Origin of the sequence: Flavobacterium zhoui, from assembly GCF_042787235.1 — a bacterium.
In the GTDB taxonomy this organism is placed as follows: Bacteria; Bacteroidota; Bacteroidia; order Flavobacteriales; family Flavobacteriaceae; genus Flavobacterium; species Flavobacterium zhoui.
The window spans coordinates 14,136-31,603 of record NZ_JBHZPY010000011.1 but is presented as its reverse complement, the minus strand read 5'-3'; the positions used below and the strand labels follow the sequence as shown (position 1 = coordinate 31,603).

Genomic DNA, 17,468 nt, shown 5'->3' with positions numbered 1-17,468 from the left:
GAAAGATGGAAGAAAAAAGAAATTTAAGAAAAGAAAGAGTTGGTGTTGTTACTTCGGACAAAATGGATAAATCTATTGTTGTTGCAGAAGTAAGAAAAGTAAAACACCCATTATACGGTAAGTTCGTGTTGAAAACTAAAAAGTATCACGCACACGACGAAAAGAACGACTGTAACATTGGAGATACTGTAAGGATTAGCGAAACGCGTCCTTTAAGTAAAACTAAATGTTGGAGGTTAGTTGAAATCCTAGAAAGAGCTAAATAATTATGGTACAACAAGAATCAAGACTAAAAGTAGCAGATAACACTGGAGCAAAGGAAGTTTTAACTATCCGTGTTTTAGGAGGTACCAAAAGAAGGTATGCCTCTGTTGGTGACAAGATTGTAGTTTCTATCAAAGATACTGCTCCTAACGGAAGCGTTAAAAAAGGAGCTGTTTCAACTGCAGTTGTTGTACGTACCAAGAAAGAAGTAAGAAGAGCCGATGGTTCATACATTAGATTTGATGACAACGCATGTGTGTTATTGAATGCTGCTGGTGAAATGAGAGGAACTCGTGTTTTTGGTCCGGTAGCAAGAGAACTTCGTGAAAAACAATTCATGAAAATTGTATCATTAGCACCAGAAGTGCTTTAATTCGTTTTTAAGATGATAAAGCTAAAAATAAAATCAGGTGACATCGTAAGAGTAATTGCTGGAGACCATAAAGGTGCTGAAGGTAAAGTATTACGTGTTTACCGTGAGAAAAACAAAGCGATTGTTGAAGGTGTAAATATGGTTTCAAAACACACGAAACCTAGTGCAAAAAGCCCTCAAGGTGGTATCGTGAAGAAAGAAGCTTCTATACAAATATCTAACATCTCTCTAATTGATCCTAAAACTAAGGAAACAACTAGAGTTGGTATTAGAGTTGAAGGAGATAAGAAAGTAAGATTTTCAAAAAAATCTAATCAAGTACTATAGTAATGGCATATATACCTAGACTAAAAGAAGAATATAAGAGCAGAGTAATTGCTGCTCTTAAAGAGGAATTCGGATACGTAAACGTAATGCAGGTTCCAAAATTGGACAAAATCGTTTTAAGTAAAGGAGTTGGTGCAGCTGTATCTGATAAAAAACTTATTGACTATGCAGTTGATGAGTTGACAAAGATCACTGGACAGAAAGCAGTATCTACTATTTCAAAGAAAGACGTTGCGTCATTCAAATTGAGAAAAGGGATGCCTATTGGAGCAAAAGTTACTTTGCGTGGAGAAAGAATGTATGAGTTTTTAGATAGACTTATTACTTCAGCTTTACCACGTGTAAGAGATTTCGGTGGTATTAAAGCTACTGGTTTTGACGGAAGAGGAAATTACAACCTTGGAGTTTTGGAACAAATCATTTTCCCAGAAATTGATATTGACAAAGTAAACAAAATTTCAGGTATGGATATCTCTTTTGTAACTACTGCAAAAACAGATAAAGAAGCAAAGTCTCTATTGACAGAATTAGGATTACCTTTTAAAAAGAATTAAGACATGGCTAAAGAATCAATGAAAGCCCGCGAGGTTAAAAGAGAAAAAACGGTAGCAAAGTATGCTGAGAAAAGAAAAGCTTTGTTAGAAGCTGGAGATTTCGTAGGTTTGCAAAAGTTACCAAAAAATGCTTCGCCAGTTCGTTTGCACAATCGTTGTAAATTAACAGGTAGACCAAGAGGGTATATGCGTCAATTCGGTCTTTCACGTGTTACATTTCGTGAAATGGCAAATAACGGATTGATACCAGGTGTTAAAAAGGCATCTTGGTAGAAAAATATTCAGACGTGAGTAATTACGTCTGTTTTTCACATTTATAAACTGGTTTCAGGTTCGATTATGTTTAATTGAAAACCAAAACCGCAAATTAATACACATGTATACAGATCCTATTGCCGATTATTTGACAAGAGTTCGTAACGCAGTGGCTGCAAACCACAAAGTTGTCGAAATTCCTGCATCTAATCTAAAAAAAGAAATAACAAAGATCTTATTTGATCAAGGTTATATCTTGAGTTACAAATTTGAAGACAACGCTGTTCAGGGTTCAATCAAAATTGCTTTGAAGTATGATAAAGATACTAAAGAGTCAGTAATTAAAGATATCCAAAGAATTAGTAAACCAGGTTTACGTAAATATTCAAGTTCTTCTACCATTCCTAGAATCCTTAACGGATTAGGCATCGCTATCGTATCTACCTCAAAAGGGTTGATGACTGGAAAAAAAGCGAAGCAATTGAACGTAGGTGGTGAAGTAATTTGTTACGTATACTAATTTAAAGACTATATAAGATGTCAAGAATAGGTAAAAGTCCGGTTGTAATCCCTGCTGGTGTAACTGTTGAAGTTGCAAATGGTATTATTACTGTAAAAGGAAAAAATGGTCAACTAACTCAGGAGTTTTCGGACGTTACTGTTACAGTTGAAGACGGTCAAGTTCAAGTAGAGCGATCGTCTGATCACAAAGACCAAAGAGCAAAACACGGTTTGTACAGATCTTTAATCAATAACATGATTATCGGTGTAACAGATGGTTTTACTAAATCATTAGAATTGGTTGGAGTTGGTTATAGAGCTTCAAATCAAGGACAAAAATTAGATTTAGCACTTGGTTATTCTCACAATATAGTTTTAGAAATTGCTTCAGAAGTTGTTTTGGAGACGATATCTGAAAAAGGTAAAAACCCAATTGTGAAATTAACATCGATAGACAAACAACTTTTAGGTCAGGTAGCTGCGAAAATCAGAGGTTTCCGTAAGCCAGAGCCGTACAAAGGGAAAGGTGTTAAGTATGTAGGGGAAGTATTAAGAAGAAAAGCAGGTAAATCAGCTTAAAAAATAAGATTATGTCATTAACAAAACCTGAAAGAAGACAACGAATTAGATTCAGAATTAGAAAAACGATCAGTGGTACTGCTACTAATCCAAGACTTTCTGTATTTAGAAGTAACAAAGAAATTTACGCTCAACTTATTGATGACGTAAACGGTGTTACTATATTGGCGGCTTCTTCAAGAGAAAAAGAAATAGGTAACGGTACGAACATTGAAGTTGCTACAGCAGTTGGAAAACTAGTTGCTGAAAAAGCGATAAAAGCTGGGATAGAGGTAGTAACTTTCGATAGAGGAGGTTATTTATATCACGGTCGTATTAAATCATTAGCGGAAGGCGCGAGAGCGGCTGGACTTAAATTCTAATATAGTATGTCTAATAGTAAATACAAGAATGTAGAGCTAGTAAAACCAAGTGGTCTTGAATTAAAAGATCGTTTGGTAAGTGTTAATCGTGTTACTAAGGTTACAAAGGGTGGTAGAGCTTTTGGTTTTTCTGCTATTGTAGTTGTAGGTGATGAAAACGGAGTTGTTGGTCACGGATTAGGAAAATCTAAAGATGTTTCTGAAGCAATTGCGAAAGCAGTGGAAGATGCAAAGAAGAATTTAGTAAAGATTCCTTTGAATGGTAAATCAGTTCCTCACGAACAAAAAGGTAAATTTGGTGGTGCACGTGTATTTTTAATTCCTGCCTCTCATGGTACAGGAGTTATTGCTGGTGGAGCTGTTCGTTCAGTTCTTGAATCAGTAGGTATTCATGATGTGTTATCTAAATCTCAAGGATCTTCAAATCCTCACAACGTAGTGAAAGCAACTTTTGATGCTTTACTACAAATGAGAAGCGCTTATACTGTTGCAAAACAAAGAGGTGTTTCTTTAGAAAAAGTTTTTAAAGGTTAATTCAAGGAAATTATGGCTAAATTATTAGTAAAACAAGTTAGAAGCAAAATCAACTGCCCTCTTACTCAAAAAAGAGGTTTGGAAGCTTTAGGTCTACGTAAAATGGGACAAATTGTAGAGCATGATTCAAATCCTACAATCCTTGGGATGATAAATAAAGTTAAACACTTAGTTTCTGTTGAAGAAACTAAATAACAAATACTGTTATGAATTTAAGTAATTTACAACCTGCTGAAGGTTCTACACACAATCAAAATAAAAGATTAGGTAGAGGAGAAGGTTCTGGAAAAGGTGGTACTTCTGCAAGAGGTCACAAAGGAGCAAAATCTCGTTCTGGTTATTCTAAAAAAATTGGTTTTGAGGGTGGGCAAATGCCACTTCAAAGACGTGTACCTAAGTTCGGTTTTACAAACATCAATCGTAAAGATTACGAAGGTGTTAATCTAGACACACTTCAATTATTGGTTGACAATGGTGTGATTAAAGATACTGTTGATATGACAGTTTATGTTGCTAATCGTTTGGCTACCAAAAATGAAATCGTTAAGATTTTAGGTAGAGGTGAATTGACTGCAAAATTAAAAGTAACCGCTCACAAATTTACTGCTACTGCAAAAGCTGCGATTGAAGCTGCTGGTGGAGAAGCCGTAACCATGTAATTTTTCAATTAGTATGAAGAAATTTATTGAATCAATAAGTAATGTTTGGAAAATCGAGGAGTTAAAAAATAGAATCTTAATCACGTTAGGACTTCTTTTAGTTTATCGTTTTGGGGCACACGTTACACTTCCTGGAATTGATGCAACTCAATTAAACAGTTTAGCTGGTCAAACCAAAAATGGTATTGGATCTATTTTAGATATGTTTACCGGAGGTGCTTTCTCTAAAGCTTCAGTTTTTGCTTTAGGGATAATGCCATATATTTCTGCATCTATTGTTGTTCAGTTGATGGGAATTGCGATTCCGTATTTGCAAAAGCTTCAAAGTGATGGAGAAAGTGGCAGAAAGAAGATTAATCAAATTACCCGTTGGTTAACAATTGGTATTACTTTAGTTCAAGGTCCAACGTACATTTATAATTTGTACAGAACCTTACCTAGTAGTGCTTTTTTGTTAGGATTTAATTCATTTGAATTTTTATTTTCTTCAGTAGTGATTCTAGTTACAGGGACAATATTTGCCATGTGGTTAGGAGAAAAAATTACTGATAAAGGTATTGGAAACGGAATATCATTATTGATTATGGTTGGTATCTTGGCGAGATTGCCTCAAGCTTTTATGCAGGAGTTCACAACTAGAGTTACTAACAATAACGGTGGACCAATGTTATTGGTTATCGAAATTATTATTTGGCTTTTAGTTATTATTGCTTGTGTATTGCTCGTAATGGCAATCAGAAAAATACCGGTTCAGTATGCTCGTCGTACAACTTCAGGTGATTACGAACAAGATTTAATGGGTGGAAATAGACAATGGATTCCATTGAAGCTTAATGCTTCGGGTGTTATGCCTATTATATTTGCTCAGGCTATTATGTTTATTCCAGCTGCAGTGGCGGGTTTATCAAAATCAGATGCATCACAATCAATTGTTGGCGCTTTTAGTAATATGTTCGGATTCTGGTATAATTTTGTATTTGCAACTTTGATAGTTGTATTTACTTTCTTTTATACTGCAATTACAGTTCCTACTAACAAAATGTCTGATGATTTAAAGAGAAGTGGTGGTTTTATTCCTGGTGTTAGACCTGGAGTTGAAACTTCTGATTATCTTGACAAAGTGATGTCTTTAATAACTTTTCCAGGATCTTTATTTCTTGCTTTGATAGCTGTGTTCCCAGCAATTGTTGTGAGTCTGATGGATGTTCAGCAATCTTGGGCAATGTTTTTTGGAGGTACTTCATTAATAATTATGGTTGGTGTTGCCATAGATACAATTCAACAAATTAATTCATACTTGTTAAACAAACATTATGATGGTTTAATGAAAAGTGGTAAAAATAGAAAAGCAGTAGCTTAACTTATGGCAAAACAATCAGCAATAGAACAAGACGGATCAATCATTGAAGCATTATCAAATGCAATGTTCCGTGTAGAGTTAGAGAATGGACATATTGTAATCGCCCACATATCTGGAAAAATGCGTATGCATTACATCAAATTATTACCTGGTGATAAAGTGAAACTAGAAATGAGCCCTTACGATTTGTCAAAAGCAAGAATTACTTATAGATATTAAAGGATATTCAAAATGAAAGTTAGAGCTTCAGTAAAAAAGAGAAGTCCCGAGTGCAAAATTGTGCGAAGAAAAGGGAGATTGTACGTAATAAACAAAAAGAATCCTAGATTTAAACAAAGACAAGGATAATTATGGCAAGAATAGCAGGGGTAGATATCCCAAAAAATAAGAGAGGTGTTATAGCACTTACCTACATCTTCGGATTAGGAAATAGTAGAGCTATTGAGATTTTAGAAAAAGCTCAAGTTAGCCAAGATAAAAAAGTTCAAGATTGGAATGATGACGAGATCGGAGCAATTCGTGAAGCAGTATCAGCATTTAAAATTGAAGGAGAATTACGTTCTGAGGTTTCTTTAAACATCAAGCGTTTAATGGATATTGGTTGTTATAGAGGTATCCGTCATAGAACTGGTCTTCCTTTAAGAGGACAAAGAACTAAAAACAACTCTAGAACAAGAAAAGGTAAAAGAAAAACTGTTGCTAACAAGAAAAAAGCAACTAAATAATAAGTAATATGGCTAAAGCAACTGCAAAAAAACGTAAAGTTATCGTTGAATCAACGGGAGAGGCTCATATTTCTGCTACCTTCAATAACATCATCATTTCTTTGACAAACAAAAAAGGTGAAGTTATTTCTTGGTCTTCAGCTGGTAAAATGGGTTTTAGAGGTTCTAAAAAGAACACTCCATACGCGGCCCAAATGGCAGCAGAAGATTGTAGTAAAGTAGCTCTTGAGGCAGGACTTAAAAAAGTAAAGGTTTATGTAAAAGGACCAGGAAACGGGCGTGAGTCTGCAATTCGTTCTTTGCATAATGGTGGTATTGAAGTTACAGAGATTATCGATGTTACTCCAATGCCTCATAATGGATGTCGTCCTCCTAAAAGACGTAGAGTTTAATACTCAAAATATTTTTAGTATAACCTAGATAGAATAACGATTATCGAAGGACAAGACCTGAATTCATAATCTCTATCTTAAACAATTTAAAATGGCAAGATATACTGGTCCAAGTACAAGAATCGCCCGTAAATTCGGCGAAGCAATCTTCGGAGACGATAAAGCTTTCGAAAAAAGAAATTATCCACCCGGACAACACGGGATGGCTAAAAAAAGAGGTAAAAAATCTGAATTTGCTATCCAGTTAATGGAAAAGCAAAAAGCTAAATATTCTTACGGAATTTTAGAAAAACAATTCAGAGGTTTATTCAAAAAAGCATCAGCTACTAAAGGTGTTACTGGTGAAGTTCTTTTACAATTATGTGAAGCAAGATTAGATAACGTTGTTTTTAGAATGGGTATTGCTCCTTCTAGAAGAGGTGCGAGACAACTTGTTTCTCACAGACACGTTACTGTTAACGGTGATGTTGTAAATATTGCTTCTTACCACCTTAAACCTGGTGATAAAGTTGCAGTTCGTGAAAAATCTAAATCTTTAGAGGCTATCGAACGTTCTTTATCTAATTCAAGTCATGTTTATGAATGGATTACTTGGAATAACGATATCAAAGAAGGTACTTTCGTTTCTGTACCTGCGAGACTTCAAATCCCAGAAAACATTAAAGAACAATTAATCGTAGAGTTGTACAACAAATAATAATTGACTTAGTCGAAATTTATGGCAATATTTAATTTTCAGAAGCCCGATAAAGTTATCATGATCGATTCAACCGATTTTGAAGGTAAATTTGAATTCAGACCTTTAGAACCTGGTTACGGATTGACCGTTGGTAATGCACTTAGAAGAGTTTTGCTTTCAGCATTAGAAGGTTATGCAATTACATCTGTTCGCATTGAAGGTGTAGATCATGAATTTTCTACTATTCCAGGAGTTGTTGAAGATGTTACCGAAATTATCCTTAATCTAAAACAAGTTCGTTTCAAACGTCAAATTGAAGATATAGATAATGAAGCAGTTACTATTTCTGTTTCTGGTAAAGATCAATTAACAGCTGGTGATTTTCAAAAATTCATTTCAGGTTTCCAAGTTTTGAATCCAGAACTAGTTATCTGTAATTTAGATAGTAAAATCAAACTGAATTTCGATTTAACAATCGAAAAAGGTAGAGGATATGTTCCTGCTGAAGAGAACAAAAAACAGAATGCTGCAATAGGAACTATTTTTACGGATTCTATTTTTACTCCGGTAAAAAACGTAAAGTACGCAATTGAAAACTTCCGTGTAGAGCAAAAAACAGATTATGAAAAATTAGTTTTTGAAATAAAAACTGATGGATCTATTAATCCAAAAGATGCACTTACTGAAGCTGCGAAAGTTTTAATTCACCATTTCATGTTGTTCTCTGACGAAAGAATTACACTCGAGGCTGACGAAATTGCACAAACAGAATCATATGATGAAGAGTCATTACATATGAGACAATTGCTTAAAACTAAGCTTGTTGATATGGATTTATCTGTAAGAGCATTAAATTGTTTGAAAGCGGCTGAAGTTGATACACTTGGTGATTTAGTATCGTTCAATAAAAATGACCTAATGAAATTCCGTAATTTTGGTAAAAAATCTTTAACTGAACTTGATGAACTTGTTGCAGTTAAAAATTTGAACTTCGGTATGGATTTAGCAAAATACAAACTAGATAAAGAATAATCTAAGCCGGAAGGTTTAAATTTACATAGCAATGAGACACGGAAAAAAATTCAATCACTTAAGCAGACAGACTGCACATAGGAAATCTATGTTAGCTAATATGGCTTGTTCTCTTATCGAGCACAAACGTATTAACACTACTGTCGCTAAAGCAAAAGCGCTTAAACAATTCGTTGAGCCTTTAATAACAAAATCAAAACAAGATACGACTCATAATCGTCGTATCGTTTTTGCTTACTTACGTAGCAAATATGCTGTAACTGACTTGTTCAGAGACGTAGCTGCTAAGGTAGGTGACCGTCCAGGTGGATACACTCGTATCATTAAAGTTGGAAATCGTTTAGGAGATAATGCTGATATGGCAATGATCGAACTGGTAGATTTCAATGAACTTTACAATGGTGGTAAAAAAGAAGTTAAAAAAGCGAAAAGCCGTCGTGGTGGAAAAGCAAAGAAAGCAGATGAGGCTACTGAAGCTCCAGCTGCTGAAACTGAAACTACAACTGACGCTGCTGAATAATTATGAAAATAATTATTCAATAAAAATCAAGGATAAGCTATTAATAGTTTATCCTTTTTTTTTGATTTTTTCGGAGCACAACTTTTCGAGTTTTTAAGAACTAATTGTCCCGCTTTCCGTTGTAATCTTTTTCTTTTTAAAGAAAAAAGAAAAAGGATTTCCACTTCAATCGGGGCTAGTTTAAAACTTTTTTGCTTAAGCAAGATAACTTGAAAAACATAAATTTTTAAAAAAACATTGGATTCACTGTTTTAAAAAATTAAATTTGCACAATATTTAACTACACATGAAATATACAACACGACAAAAAGCAATTCTTCTATTAAGTGACGGCACCATATTCCACGGTAAATCTATTGGAATAAGTGGGACCACTTTTGGAGAAGTTTGTTTTAACACAGGAATGACAGGGTACCAAGAAATATTCACTGATCCATCTTATTTCGGTCAATTAATGGTGGCTACTAATGCCCATATAGGGAATTATGGAGTAAATGAGCAAGAAGTTGAATCAGATAGCATTAAAATTGCTGGTTTAGTTTGTAAAAATTTTAGCTTTAATTATTCTCGTGAAGGAGCTTCAGGGAGTTTAGAAGACTATTTTATTAAACAAAACCTTATCTGCATATCTGATGTAGATACACGTGCTTTGGTGAGCTATATTCGTGATAACGGCGCTATGAATGCTGTGATTTGTACAGATGAGACCTCAATTGAAGAATTGAAAGATTTACTGGCAAAAGTTCCAGACATGAAAGGTTTGGAATTAGCTTCTAAAGTATCGACTAAGGAGCCTTATTTTTATGGGGAAGAAAATGCAACCTATAAAATCTCTGCTCTTGACTTAGGAATTAAAATGAATATTCTTCGTAACCTTGCCAAAAGAGATTGTTATATCAAGGTTTTTCCTTTTGATTCAAGTTATCAAGACTTAGCTGCGTTTAATCCAGATGGATATTTTTTATCTAATGGTCCTGGTGATCCTGAACCTCTTTCTGGAGCAATTCAAGTAGCTAAAGAAATTTTGGAGAATAATAAACCTTTATTTGGGATTTGTCTTGGGCACCAAGTAATTGGTTTGGCTAACGGAATTTCGACTTACAAAATGTTTAACGGACATAGAGGAATCAACCATCCCGTAAAAAATTTAATTACAGGAAAAGGGGAGGTTACTTCTCAAAATCATGGTTTTGCAGTAAACAAAGAAGAATTGGACAATCATCCAGATTTAGAGATTACACATCTACATCTTAATGATGGAACTGTTGCTGGTATGCGCATGAAAAATAAAAATTGTTTCTCAGTTCAGTATCATCCAGAAGCAAGTCCTGGTCCTCATGATTCTTCTTACTTGTTTGATCAATTTATTGAAAATATAAAAGGCTAAAATTGGAATGATTTCCAGAATTAGATATTTAGAATATTAGGGTTTGACTTTTTAATTAAAGTCAACCCCTTTTTTTATAAAGCAATATAAACTTACATTCCAAAAGGATAGGTTTCTGGAATTTGGTTTCCTTCGGGCTGAATGTGTATTGGATGTAATGCGCTTGTTTCATCAAGGAAAATAAAAGCATCATATCTTTTCGGTAAAATTGTAGGAACATAATTCCCGAATCTTTCGTGTTCTGGATTATAAACAACCCCTATTGCACGATGACCAATATAGGGTGATAGACATTTCTCATTTTTTATTTTGTTCATTAATAATAATCTGTTTTGTCCATTGCTTGCAAGATGAAAAGTATGTTCCCAACTTCCTTCAACTGCTTCGGGAACTTTTATTTTTCGCATGAAATCGCCCCATTCTCTACAGGCAACTACACTGCCTTTGTACGATCCAAATCCTACTGCAACAACTCCGTCAGTTGAATGTTGCTCTCTTAATAGTTGTCCTACATTAACCATTCCCTCGGATGCCATATCTGTAGCACGCGCATCGCCGATATGAGTGTTATGTTCCCAAACTATTATTTTTGCTTCCTTTCCGTGGAATTTCATGAGTCGTTCTATAGTCGATACCATGTGTTCATCACGAATATTCCAAGAGGCGGAACCTCGTTTTATCATAGCGCGATAATATTTTTCAGCGTTTCTGGCAATGAATGCATTTTGTTCTGTGCTTAAAACATTTTCAGCATCGTGATTGTAATTCGGAACATTTTTCACTATTTCGGTAAGCATATGCAGGATTTCTTTTTCACATAATTCCGGAACATAGGAAGAGGCTCGGGCATAGGTTTGTCCTTCGTCTTTGCCGTAGGGTTCAAAACATTTCATGGCAATTTTTGCGATTGCTAGTGCTTGTGGATCATTTTTTTCTAAATATTGAATGATCGAATTCATGGATTCCCTAAAACTGTATACATCCAGTCCGTAAAACCCAATTCTTTTATCAGCGGGAAGATTTATGTTGTAAACTTTGAGCCAATCTATGAATGCTGCTATTTCCCAATTTGCCCACATCCATGTTGGCCATCTTTTAAATTCGTTAAGCACATTATAAATATCCGTTCCTGAATTTGTATAACCTTTTGCAAAACGATTTAAACGATAGCAGTCTGGCCAATCACCTTCAACGCCTACAAATGAAAATCCCTTTTCCTGAATTAGCCGTTGTGTAATTTTAGCTCTCCAAGTATAATATTCATGAGTGCCATGTGAGGCTTCACCTAAAAGGACATATTTTGCATCTCCGATATAATCCATTAGTGGGTCTAGATCTTCTAGATTTTCCAGCGGAGTAGCTGTTTTCTTTAATAATTCTATAATTTCACTAGAATTGGTTAAATTGTTAAGGTTTTTAAAAGTTCCCAAAACACTTTTATTTTTTAAATTAATACATTGAATAGTTAAAATTTATAAAAAAAAATTGACGACATAAAGTATATTTTTATATATCAAAAAAGGAATATAAAGTTAACTTATATAATTGATAATGAGGTATTTTTGATCTTTTTATTAATTTAAAAAGATTATTTTTATTAAAAATACATAGTGATAGATTTTGGTCAAAGGAAGGTGAATTTTTTTATTTTTATTTTAATGGAATGGAAAAAAATAGCAGATAATGTAAAAATAAATTATTGATACAGTCTAAATGTTTTGTTTGTCAAATAATTATAACGTTTTCGTTAATAACATTCGTTTTTTTCATAAAATCATTCGAAAAGATAGAATATATTTGTATTTTAAAATTTAAACTTTAGTATTATGAGTATAATTATCAAAATTCACGCAAGACAAATTTTTGATTCAAGAGGAAATCCTACAATAGAAGTAGATGTAATTACAGATAATGGTGTTTTAGGAAGAGCTGCTGTTCCGTCTGGAGCTTCAACTGGAGAGCATGAAGCAGTTGAATTACGCGATGGAGGAAAGGCATTTCTTGGAAAAGGCGTTTTGAATGCAGTGAAGAATGTTAATACCGTAATTTCTGAAGAGCTTTTAGGAGTTTCAGTTTTCGAACAAAATGTTATCGATCAAATGATGATTGATTTAGACGGGACACCTAATAAATCGAATTTAGGAGCAAATGCTATTTTAGGCGTTTCTTTAGCTGTTGCAAAAGCGGCTGCTAATGAATTAGGATTGCCTTTATACCGATATGTAGGTGGCGTTTCTGCTAATACATTGCCGGTTCCAATGATGAATATCATCAATGGTGGTTCTCACTCTGATGCACCTATTGCGTTTCAAGAATTTATGATTTTCCCTGTGAAAGCAAAATCTTTTTCTGAAGCAATGCAAATGGGAACAGAAATTTTTCACAGTTTAAAAAAAGTGTTACACGATAGAGGTCTTTCGACTGCTGTTGGTGATGAAGGTGGTTTTGCACCAAATCTTCCCGGAGGAACGGAAGATGCTTTAGATACTATCAAAAAAGCAGTTGAAAGTGCTGGGTATACTTTTGGAGATGAAATCATGATCGCTTTGGATTGTGCTGCAGCGGAATTTTATGTTAATGGTAAATACGATTACACTAAATTTGAAGGAGAAACGGGTAAGATTAGATCTTCTGCAGAGCAAGTTGATTATTTAGCAGAATTAGCAGCTAAATATCCAATCATTTCTATCGAAGATGGGATGGACGAGAATGACTGGGATGGATGGAAATTACTTACTGACAAAATTGGAGATAAAGTTCAGTTAGTGGGAGATGATTTATTCGTTACAAATGTAAAACGTTTGTCAACTGGTATTGAAAAAGGGATTGCTAATTCTATTCTTATAAAAGTGAACCAAATTGGAACTTTAACAGAAACTATCGCAGCAGTAAATATGGCCAAAAATGCGGGTTATACTTCAGTAATGTCACACCGTTCTGGAGAAACTGAAGATAATACAATTGCAGATTTAGCAGTAGCTCTAAATTGTGGTCAAATTAAAACAGGTTCGGCTTCTCGATCAGATCGTATGGCTAAATACAATCAATTATTAAGAATTGAGGAAGAATTAGGAAATACAGCGTATTTTCCGGGTTTAAATGCTTTTAAAATAAAATAATCTCGTATTTTTTTTTATCAAAAGCCATTCATGAAAATTGAATGGCTTTTTTAATATTTAACATATTGATTGGATTATTCTCTTTTTATTTAGTCTTAAATTCCCTAGATTTGGTAAATTATTATTTAAAAAAGTTTATTTCAATTATATTATGTCAAAAACAGCAATATTAGAGGTCAATGGTGAGAAATTTGAACTGCCTATTATCGTAGGAAGTGAGAGTGAAGCTGCTATTGATATTAGCAAATTACGTGATTTATCAGGAGTAATAACTCTTGATCCAGGTTACAAAAATTCAGGTTCATGTACCAGCGAAATCACTTTCCTAGATGGCGAACTTGGAATCCTACGTTACAGAGGGTATTCAATTGAAGATTTAGCCGGAAAAGGGCACTTTCTTGAAGTATCCTATTTAGTTATTTTTGGAGAATTACCAACTGCAGCGCAATTGGAGCATTTTGAAACAAATATTAGAAAATACACTTTGGTCAATGAGGAAATGAAAAACATCATCGATGGTTTTCCTAAAACGGCGCATCCTATGGGTGTTTTAGCTGCTTTGACAAGTGCTTTGACAGCATTTAACCCAAAGTCGGTTAATGTTGAAAATGAAAAAGAAATGTACGAAGCGGTTTGTAAGACTATGGGTAAATTCCTAGTGATTGCTACTTGGACATACAGAAAAACGATGGGCTATCCTTTGAACTATTACGATAATACTAAAGGGTATGTGGAGAATTTTATGCGTTTAATGTTTGAATTGCCAACTGAACCGTATAAAGCAAATCAAGTGGTAATCGACGCTTTGGATAAATTGTTTATTCTTCATGCCGATCACGAGCAAAACTGTTCTACTTCGACAGTTAGAATGGTAGGTTCTTCTCATGCAGGTTTGTTTGCTTCAATTTCTGCCGGAGTTTCCGCACTTTGGGGGCCTTTACATGGTGGAGCTAATCAAGCGGTACTTGAAATGTTAGAAGAAATTCACAGAACTGGTGGAGATGCTGATAAATATTTAGATAAAGCTAAAGACAAAAATGATCCTTTCCGCTTAATGGGTTTTGGTCATAGAGTTTATAAAAATTTCGATCCAAGGGCAAAAATTATAAAAAAGGCGGCAGACGAAGTTTTAGCTACTTTAGGTGTTGATGATCCAATTCTTGCTATTGCAAAAAAATTAGAGGAATCAGCACTTGTTGATGAGTATTTTGTGTCAAGAAAACTATATCCAAACGTAGATTTCTACTCTGGAATCATATACAGAGCATTAGGGATTCCTACTGATATGTTTACCGTAATGTTTGCAATAGGTCGCTTACCAGGATGGATCGCACAATGGAAAGAAATGCGTGAAAACAAAGAACCTATTGGAAGACCGAGACAGATTTATACAGGTCATCCTTTGAGAGATTTTAAAACATCGGATAAAAGATAAATTCAATTTAAAAAGCTTCACTAATTTGTGAAGCTTTTTTTATATTTGTCAAAATCAAAAAAAATGCTTGAGTTAAATATAAACAATGAAACTTCAAGACTACGGGCTGTAGTTCTGGGGACTGCATTACATAACGGCCCAACCCCTAAAGCTACAGAAGCTTATGATCCAAAATCTTTAGAGCATATATTGGCGGGAACTTATCCGCTTGAAGAAGAAATGATTAACGAAATGGAAGCGTTTAATAAAGTGCTTAAGAAATACAATGTAACTGTCTTTCGACCAGAAATGATTGAGAATTATAATCAGATATTCACGAGAGATATTGGATTTGTTATTGATGATATTTTTATAAAATCAAATATTTTACCAGAAAGAGAACGAGAATTAGATGCTATCCAATACATAATTGACCAGATTGATCCTAAAAAAGTCGTTCGTCCACCTGAAGAGGTCCATATAGAAGGCGGAGATGTAATTTTGTGGAATAATCATATCTTTATCGGAACCTATAAAGGAAGTGATTATAAAGATTATATTACGGCAAGAACTAATATTCAAGGAGTACAGTTTATTAAAGATTTATTTCCAAATAAAATTGTCAAAGAAGTCGATTTGGTCAAATCAAAAATGGAAGCCAGAGATAATGCCTTACATCTTGATTGTTGTTTTCAACCTGTTGGGAAGGATAAAGGAATTATTTACAAAAGTGGATTTCGTGAAGAGGCCGATTATTTATTTCTTGTGAACCTTTTTGGAAAAGAAAACTTATTTCACATCACCCGAGACGAAATGTATGATATGAATTCGAATGTTTTTTCTATTGATACTGATGTAGTGGTTTCTGAAAAAAACTTTACCAGATTAAACAATTGGCTTCGTGGTAATAGTTTTGTAGTTGAAGAAATTCCATATGCTGAAATTGCGAAGCAAGAAGGATTATTGCGATGCTCTACCTTACCTTTAATCAGAGAATAATTTCGTAGAGACGCATTGAAGTGCCTCTCTACGGTGCGTCTCTACAATAATAAAATAATAAAAAATCATGAAACAAACAACAAATTCCATCTTGATGATTCGCCCGGTAGCGTTTCGAATGAACGAGCAAACGGCTGTAAATAACTATTACCAAAAAGTTTTAGACGGACTTTTACCGGCAACAGTCAACGCAAAAGCACAACAAGAATTTGATGCTTTTGTTGAAAAACTAAGAGCTGTAGGTGTTGATGTAACAGTTGTTGATGATACTTTAAATCCAGATACGCCAGATAGTATTTTTCCAAACAATTGGATTTCTTTTCACGAGAATGGTGATGTGGCATTATATCCAATGTTTGCCGAAAATCGTCGCGAGGAAAGACGGGAAGAGATTTTGGATATGCTGGAAGACAACGATTTTGTAATTAATAATATTGTCGATTATACTTCAGCCGAGGAAGACGGATTTTTCTTGGAAGGAACCGGAAGTTTGCTTCTGGACAGAGTCAACAATAAAGCCTATTGTGCGTTATCACCTCGAGCAGATGAAGAATTATTCATAGAATTCTGTGAAGATTTTGATTATGCACCAGTAATTTTTGAAGCATATCACACTGTTGATGGAGAGCGAAAATTAATTTACCATACAAATGTGATGATGTGTTTGGGAGAAACGTTTGCTGTGATTTGTTCGGATTGTATAGATGACAAAAAAGAGCGTAAAATGGTTTTGGATAATCTGAAAGAGAATGGGAAAGAGATCGTTCTGATTACGGAAGCTCAGGTTAATAACTTTGCAGGGAATATGCTTGAAGTTCGTGGTGCAAATGACAAAAGGTATTTGGTTATGAGTACATCAGCATATCAAAGTTTAACGCCAAAACAAATTGCACAGTTAGAAAAACATGCTGAAATATTGAGTTCAAGTTTAGATACTATAGAGGCTTGCGGTGGAGGAAGTGCGAGATGCATGATGGCAGAAATTTTCTTGCCTAAAAATTAATTTTTTTATAATCTGACAAGGTTCTCAGCCTTGTCAGATTATAAAAATTCTTTATCTATGCTAGATTTCCTTTAATTATATTGATAATCGCACTCACGATATATTGAATTCCAATAGCAATTACAATGAATCCAATGATTCTGGAGATAGCAACGATTCCTGATGCTCCAAGTATTTTTGCTAAATAGTGTGCGCTTCTAAGAATGACGAAAATGGCAACTGCAATGGCTTGCCAATAGGGTTTAAAACTGAAAAAAGAGCTACGAAAAGATAAATGAATAGATCCATATTATAATATTAAGACTGCAAAAATACTCTTTTTTTAAATTTCTTCTTCTTTTTAATGTTACGTTATTGTTTTTATAAGTGTCGCAACAAAACCTGAAAATTGCTAAACGCTCAAACCTTTTTGATTACTTTTGCAAAATAT

25 protein-coding genes and 1 pseudogene are annotated in these 17,468 nt (G+C 34.3%); 24 read left to right on the top strand and 2 right to left on the bottom strand.

Annotated features, from left to right (window positions below):
- Nucleotides 1-5: 5 nt before the first annotated feature.
- The 20 genes from rpsQ (at nucleotide 6) to carA (ending at nucleotide 10,503) form a co-directional block, all read left to right on the top strand.
- Nucleotides 6-266, top strand: coding sequence for a 30S ribosomal protein S17 (gene rpsQ, locus ACFX5F_RS12450; RefSeq protein ID WP_073210370.1), 261 nt, complete (start codon nucleotides 6-8; stop codon nucleotides 264-266).
- 2 nt (nucleotides 267-268) lie between these two features.
- Entirely contained in the window at nucleotides 269-637 is a 369-nt protein-coding gene (gene rplN / locus ACFX5F_RS12445) for a 50S ribosomal protein L14 (RefSeq protein ID WP_026717863.1), read from the top strand.
- Nucleotides 638-649: 12 nt separating this feature from the next.
- A complete protein-coding gene (rplX, locus tag ACFX5F_RS12440; RefSeq protein ID WP_035668111.1) occupies nucleotides 650-964 on the top strand; it encodes a 50S ribosomal protein L24 in 315 nt (104 codons plus the stop codon).
- Between the two features lie 2 nt (nucleotides 965-966).
- A complete protein-coding gene (gene rplE, locus ACFX5F_RS12435; RefSeq protein ID WP_379852344.1) occupies nucleotides 967-1,518 on the top strand; it encodes a 50S ribosomal protein L5 in 552 nt (183 codons plus the stop codon).
- Nucleotides 1,519-1,521: 3 nt separating this feature from the next.
- Nucleotides 1,522-1,791, top strand: a complete 270-nt coding sequence (gene rpsN / locus ACFX5F_RS12430) for a 30S ribosomal protein S14 (RefSeq protein WP_007136553.1) — start codon at nucleotides 1,522-1,524, stop codon at nucleotides 1,789-1,791.
- A gap of 103 nt (nucleotides 1,792-1,894) precedes the next feature.
- Nucleotides 1,895-2,293: a 30S ribosomal protein S8 gene (rpsH, locus tag ACFX5F_RS12425; protein WP_066081018.1), complete on the top strand. Its 399-nt coding sequence runs from the start codon at nucleotides 1,895-1,897 to the stop codon at nucleotides 2,291-2,293.
- A 17-nt stretch (nucleotides 2,294-2,310) separates the two neighbouring features.
- Entirely contained in the window at nucleotides 2,311-2,853 is a 543-nt protein-coding gene (gene rplF, locus ACFX5F_RS12420) for a 50S ribosomal protein L6 (protein ID WP_073210375.1), read from the top strand.
- An 11-nt stretch (nucleotides 2,854-2,864) separates the two neighbouring features.
- A complete protein-coding gene (gene rplR / locus ACFX5F_RS12415; protein WP_073210377.1) occupies nucleotides 2,865-3,215 on the top strand; it encodes a 50S ribosomal protein L18 in 351 nt (116 codons plus the stop codon).
- Nucleotides 3,216-3,221: 6 nt separating this feature from the next.
- Nucleotides 3,222-3,749 carry a 30S ribosomal protein S5 gene (rpsE, locus tag ACFX5F_RS12410; protein ID WP_073210380.1) on the top strand — a complete coding sequence of 176 codons (528 nt, stop codon included), beginning with the start codon at nucleotides 3,222-3,224 and terminating at the stop codon, nucleotides 3,747-3,749.
- A gap of 12 nt (nucleotides 3,750-3,761) precedes the next feature.
- A complete protein-coding gene (gene rpmD, locus ACFX5F_RS12405; protein WP_073210382.1) occupies nucleotides 3,762-3,944 on the top strand; it encodes a 50S ribosomal protein L30 in 183 nt (60 codons plus the stop codon).
- An 11-nt stretch (nucleotides 3,945-3,955) separates the two neighbouring features.
- Nucleotides 3,956-4,408, top strand: a complete 453-nt coding sequence (rplO, locus tag ACFX5F_RS12400) for a 50S ribosomal protein L15 (protein WP_066081007.1) — start codon at nucleotides 3,956-3,958, stop codon at nucleotides 4,406-4,408.
- A 13-nt stretch (nucleotides 4,409-4,421) separates the two neighbouring features.
- Nucleotides 4,422-5,768 carry a preprotein translocase subunit SecY gene (gene secY / locus ACFX5F_RS12395; protein WP_073210384.1) on the top strand — a complete coding sequence of 449 codons (1,347 nt, stop codon included), beginning with the start codon at nucleotides 4,422-4,424 and terminating at the stop codon, nucleotides 5,766-5,768.
- Nucleotides 5,769-5,771: 3 nt separating this feature from the next.
- On the top strand, nucleotides 5,772-5,987 hold the full coding sequence (gene infA / locus ACFX5F_RS12390; protein WP_007136545.1) for a translation initiation factor IF-1: 216 nt from the start codon (nucleotides 5,772-5,774) through the stop codon (nucleotides 5,985-5,987).
- Between the two features lie 12 nt (nucleotides 5,988-5,999).
- Nucleotides 6,000-6,116 carry a type B 50S ribosomal protein L36 gene (gene ykgO, locus ACFX5F_RS12385; protein WP_008992256.1) on the top strand — a complete coding sequence of 39 codons (117 nt, stop codon included), beginning with the start codon at nucleotides 6,000-6,002 and terminating at the stop codon, nucleotides 6,114-6,116.
- 2 nt (nucleotides 6,117-6,118) lie between these two features.
- Entirely contained in the window at nucleotides 6,119-6,493 is a 375-nt protein-coding gene (rpsM, locus tag ACFX5F_RS12380; RefSeq protein WP_073210387.1) for a 30S ribosomal protein S13, read from the top strand.
- 8 nt (nucleotides 6,494-6,501) lie between these two features.
- A complete protein-coding gene (gene rpsK, locus ACFX5F_RS12375) occupies nucleotides 6,502-6,885 on the top strand; it encodes a 30S ribosomal protein S11 (protein WP_024981527.1) in 384 nt (127 codons plus the stop codon).
- A 91-nt stretch (nucleotides 6,886-6,976) separates the two neighbouring features.
- A complete protein-coding gene (rpsD, locus tag ACFX5F_RS12370) occupies nucleotides 6,977-7,582 on the top strand; it encodes a 30S ribosomal protein S4 (RefSeq protein WP_073210389.1) in 606 nt (201 codons plus the stop codon).
- Between the two features lie 21 nt (nucleotides 7,583-7,603).
- Nucleotides 7,604-8,596, top strand: a complete 993-nt coding sequence (locus ACFX5F_RS12365) for a DNA-directed RNA polymerase subunit alpha (RefSeq protein ID WP_073210391.1) — start codon at nucleotides 7,604-7,606, stop codon at nucleotides 8,594-8,596.
- Nucleotides 8,597-8,627: 31 nt separating this feature from the next.
- Nucleotides 8,628-9,116: a 50S ribosomal protein L17 gene (rplQ, locus tag ACFX5F_RS12360; protein WP_196849425.1), complete on the top strand. Its 489-nt coding sequence runs from the start codon at nucleotides 8,628-8,630 to the stop codon at nucleotides 9,114-9,116.
- A 286-nt stretch (nucleotides 9,117-9,402) separates the two neighbouring features.
- Nucleotides 9,403-10,503: a glutamine-hydrolyzing carbamoyl-phosphate synthase small subunit gene (gene carA / locus ACFX5F_RS12355; RefSeq protein ID WP_379852343.1), complete on the top strand. Its 1,101-nt coding sequence runs from the start codon at nucleotides 9,403-9,405 to the stop codon at nucleotides 10,501-10,503.
- A gap of 92 nt (nucleotides 10,504-10,595) precedes the next feature.
- On the opposite strand, the gene ACFX5F_RS12350 is transcribed toward carA, so the two are convergent.
- Entirely contained in the window at nucleotides 10,596-11,933 is a 1,338-nt protein-coding gene (locus ACFX5F_RS12350; RefSeq protein ID WP_379852342.1) for an erythromycin esterase family protein, read from the bottom strand.
- A 396-nt stretch (nucleotides 11,934-12,329) separates the two neighbouring features.
- On the opposite strand from ACFX5F_RS12350, the gene eno reads away from it, so the two are divergent.
- From eno to ctlX, 4 genes are all read left to right on the top strand, one after another.
- Nucleotides 12,330-13,622: a phosphopyruvate hydratase gene (eno, locus tag ACFX5F_RS12345; RefSeq protein WP_379852341.1), complete on the top strand. Its 1,293-nt coding sequence runs from the start codon at nucleotides 12,330-12,332 to the stop codon at nucleotides 13,620-13,622.
- 151 nt (nucleotides 13,623-13,773) lie between these two features.
- Nucleotides 13,774-15,057: a citrate synthase gene (locus ACFX5F_RS12340; protein ID WP_379852340.1), complete on the top strand. Its 1,284-nt coding sequence runs from the start codon at nucleotides 13,774-13,776 to the stop codon at nucleotides 15,055-15,057.
- A gap of 63 nt (nucleotides 15,058-15,120) precedes the next feature.
- Entirely contained in the window at nucleotides 15,121-16,035 is a 915-nt protein-coding gene (locus ACFX5F_RS12335; RefSeq protein WP_379852339.1) for a dimethylarginine dimethylaminohydrolase family protein, read from the top strand.
- Between the two features lie 67 nt (nucleotides 16,036-16,102).
- Nucleotides 16,103-17,038 (top strand): citrulline utilization hydrolase CtlX, encoded by a 936-nt coding sequence (gene ctlX / locus ACFX5F_RS12330; RefSeq protein WP_379852338.1) that lies wholly within the window; start codon nucleotides 16,103-16,105, stop codon nucleotides 17,036-17,038.
- A gap of 55 nt (nucleotides 17,039-17,093) precedes the next feature.
- On the opposite strand, the pseudogene ACFX5F_RS12325 reads toward ctlX, so the two are convergent.
- A pseudogene (locus ACFX5F_RS12325) lies at nucleotides 17,094-17,267 on the bottom strand (MarC family protein); the annotation flags it as partial.
- Nucleotides 17,268-17,468: the final 201 nt, after the last annotated feature.

What these genes read in the sequence shown, in the direction of transcription:
- rpsQ (WP_073210370.1), top strand. Translation starts at nt 6, where the DNA reads ATGGAAGAAAAAAGAAATTTAAGAAAAGAAAGAGTTGGTGTTGTTACT.
- rplN (WP_026717863.1), top strand. Translation starts at nt 269, where the DNA reads ATGGTACAACAAGAATCAAGACTAAAAGTAGCAGATAACACTGGAGCA.
- rplX (WP_035668111.1), top strand. Translation starts at nt 650, where the DNA reads ATGATAAAGCTAAAAATAAAATCAGGTGACATCGTAAGAGTAATTGCT.
- rplE (WP_379852344.1), top strand. Translation starts at nt 967, where the DNA reads ATGGCATATATACCTAGACTAAAAGAAGAATATAAGAGCAGAGTAATT.
- rpsN (WP_007136553.1), top strand. Translation starts at nt 1,522, where the DNA reads ATGGCTAAAGAATCAATGAAAGCCCGCGAGGTTAAAAGAGAAAAAACG.
- rpsH (WP_066081018.1), top strand. Translation starts at nt 1,895, where the DNA reads ATGTATACAGATCCTATTGCCGATTATTTGACAAGAGTTCGTAACGCA.
- rplF (WP_073210375.1), top strand. Translation starts at nt 2,311, where the DNA reads ATGTCAAGAATAGGTAAAAGTCCGGTTGTAATCCCTGCTGGTGTAACT.
- rplR (WP_073210377.1), top strand. Translation starts at nt 2,865, where the DNA reads ATGTCATTAACAAAACCTGAAAGAAGACAACGAATTAGATTCAGAATT.
- rpsE (WP_073210380.1), top strand. Translation starts at nt 3,222, where the DNA reads ATGTCTAATAGTAAATACAAGAATGTAGAGCTAGTAAAACCAAGTGGT.
- rpmD (WP_073210382.1), top strand. Translation starts at nt 3,762, where the DNA reads ATGGCTAAATTATTAGTAAAACAAGTTAGAAGCAAAATCAACTGCCCT.
- rplO (WP_066081007.1), top strand. Translation starts at nt 3,956, where the DNA reads ATGAATTTAAGTAATTTACAACCTGCTGAAGGTTCTACACACAATCAA.
- secY (WP_073210384.1), top strand. Translation starts at nt 4,422, where the DNA reads ATGAAGAAATTTATTGAATCAATAAGTAATGTTTGGAAAATCGAGGAG.
- infA (WP_007136545.1), top strand. Translation starts at nt 5,772, where the DNA reads ATGGCAAAACAATCAGCAATAGAACAAGACGGATCAATCATTGAAGCA.
- ykgO (WP_008992256.1), top strand. Translation starts at nt 6,000, where the DNA reads ATGAAAGTTAGAGCTTCAGTAAAAAAGAGAAGTCCCGAGTGCAAAATT.
- rpsM (WP_073210387.1), top strand. Translation starts at nt 6,119, where the DNA reads ATGGCAAGAATAGCAGGGGTAGATATCCCAAAAAATAAGAGAGGTGTT.
- rpsK (WP_024981527.1), top strand. Translation starts at nt 6,502, where the DNA reads ATGGCTAAAGCAACTGCAAAAAAACGTAAAGTTATCGTTGAATCAACG.
- rpsD (WP_073210389.1), top strand. Translation starts at nt 6,977, where the DNA reads ATGGCAAGATATACTGGTCCAAGTACAAGAATCGCCCGTAAATTCGGC.
- ACFX5F_RS12365 (WP_073210391.1), top strand. Translation starts at nt 7,604, where the DNA reads ATGGCAATATTTAATTTTCAGAAGCCCGATAAAGTTATCATGATCGAT.
- rplQ (WP_196849425.1), top strand. Translation starts at nt 8,628, where the DNA reads ATGAGACACGGAAAAAAATTCAATCACTTAAGCAGACAGACTGCACAT.
- carA (WP_379852343.1), top strand. Translation starts at nt 9,403, where the DNA reads ATGAAATATACAACACGACAAAAAGCAATTCTTCTATTAAGTGACGGC.
- eno (WP_379852341.1), top strand. Translation starts at nt 12,330, where the DNA reads ATGAGTATAATTATCAAAATTCACGCAAGACAAATTTTTGATTCAAGA.
- ACFX5F_RS12340 (WP_379852340.1), top strand. Translation starts at nt 13,774, where the DNA reads ATGTCAAAAACAGCAATATTAGAGGTCAATGGTGAGAAATTTGAACTG.
- ACFX5F_RS12335 (WP_379852339.1), top strand. Translation starts at nt 15,121, where the DNA reads ATGCTTGAGTTAAATATAAACAATGAAACTTCAAGACTACGGGCTGTA.
- ctlX (WP_379852338.1), top strand. Translation starts at nt 16,103, where the DNA reads ATGAAACAAACAACAAATTCCATCTTGATGATTCGCCCGGTAGCGTTT.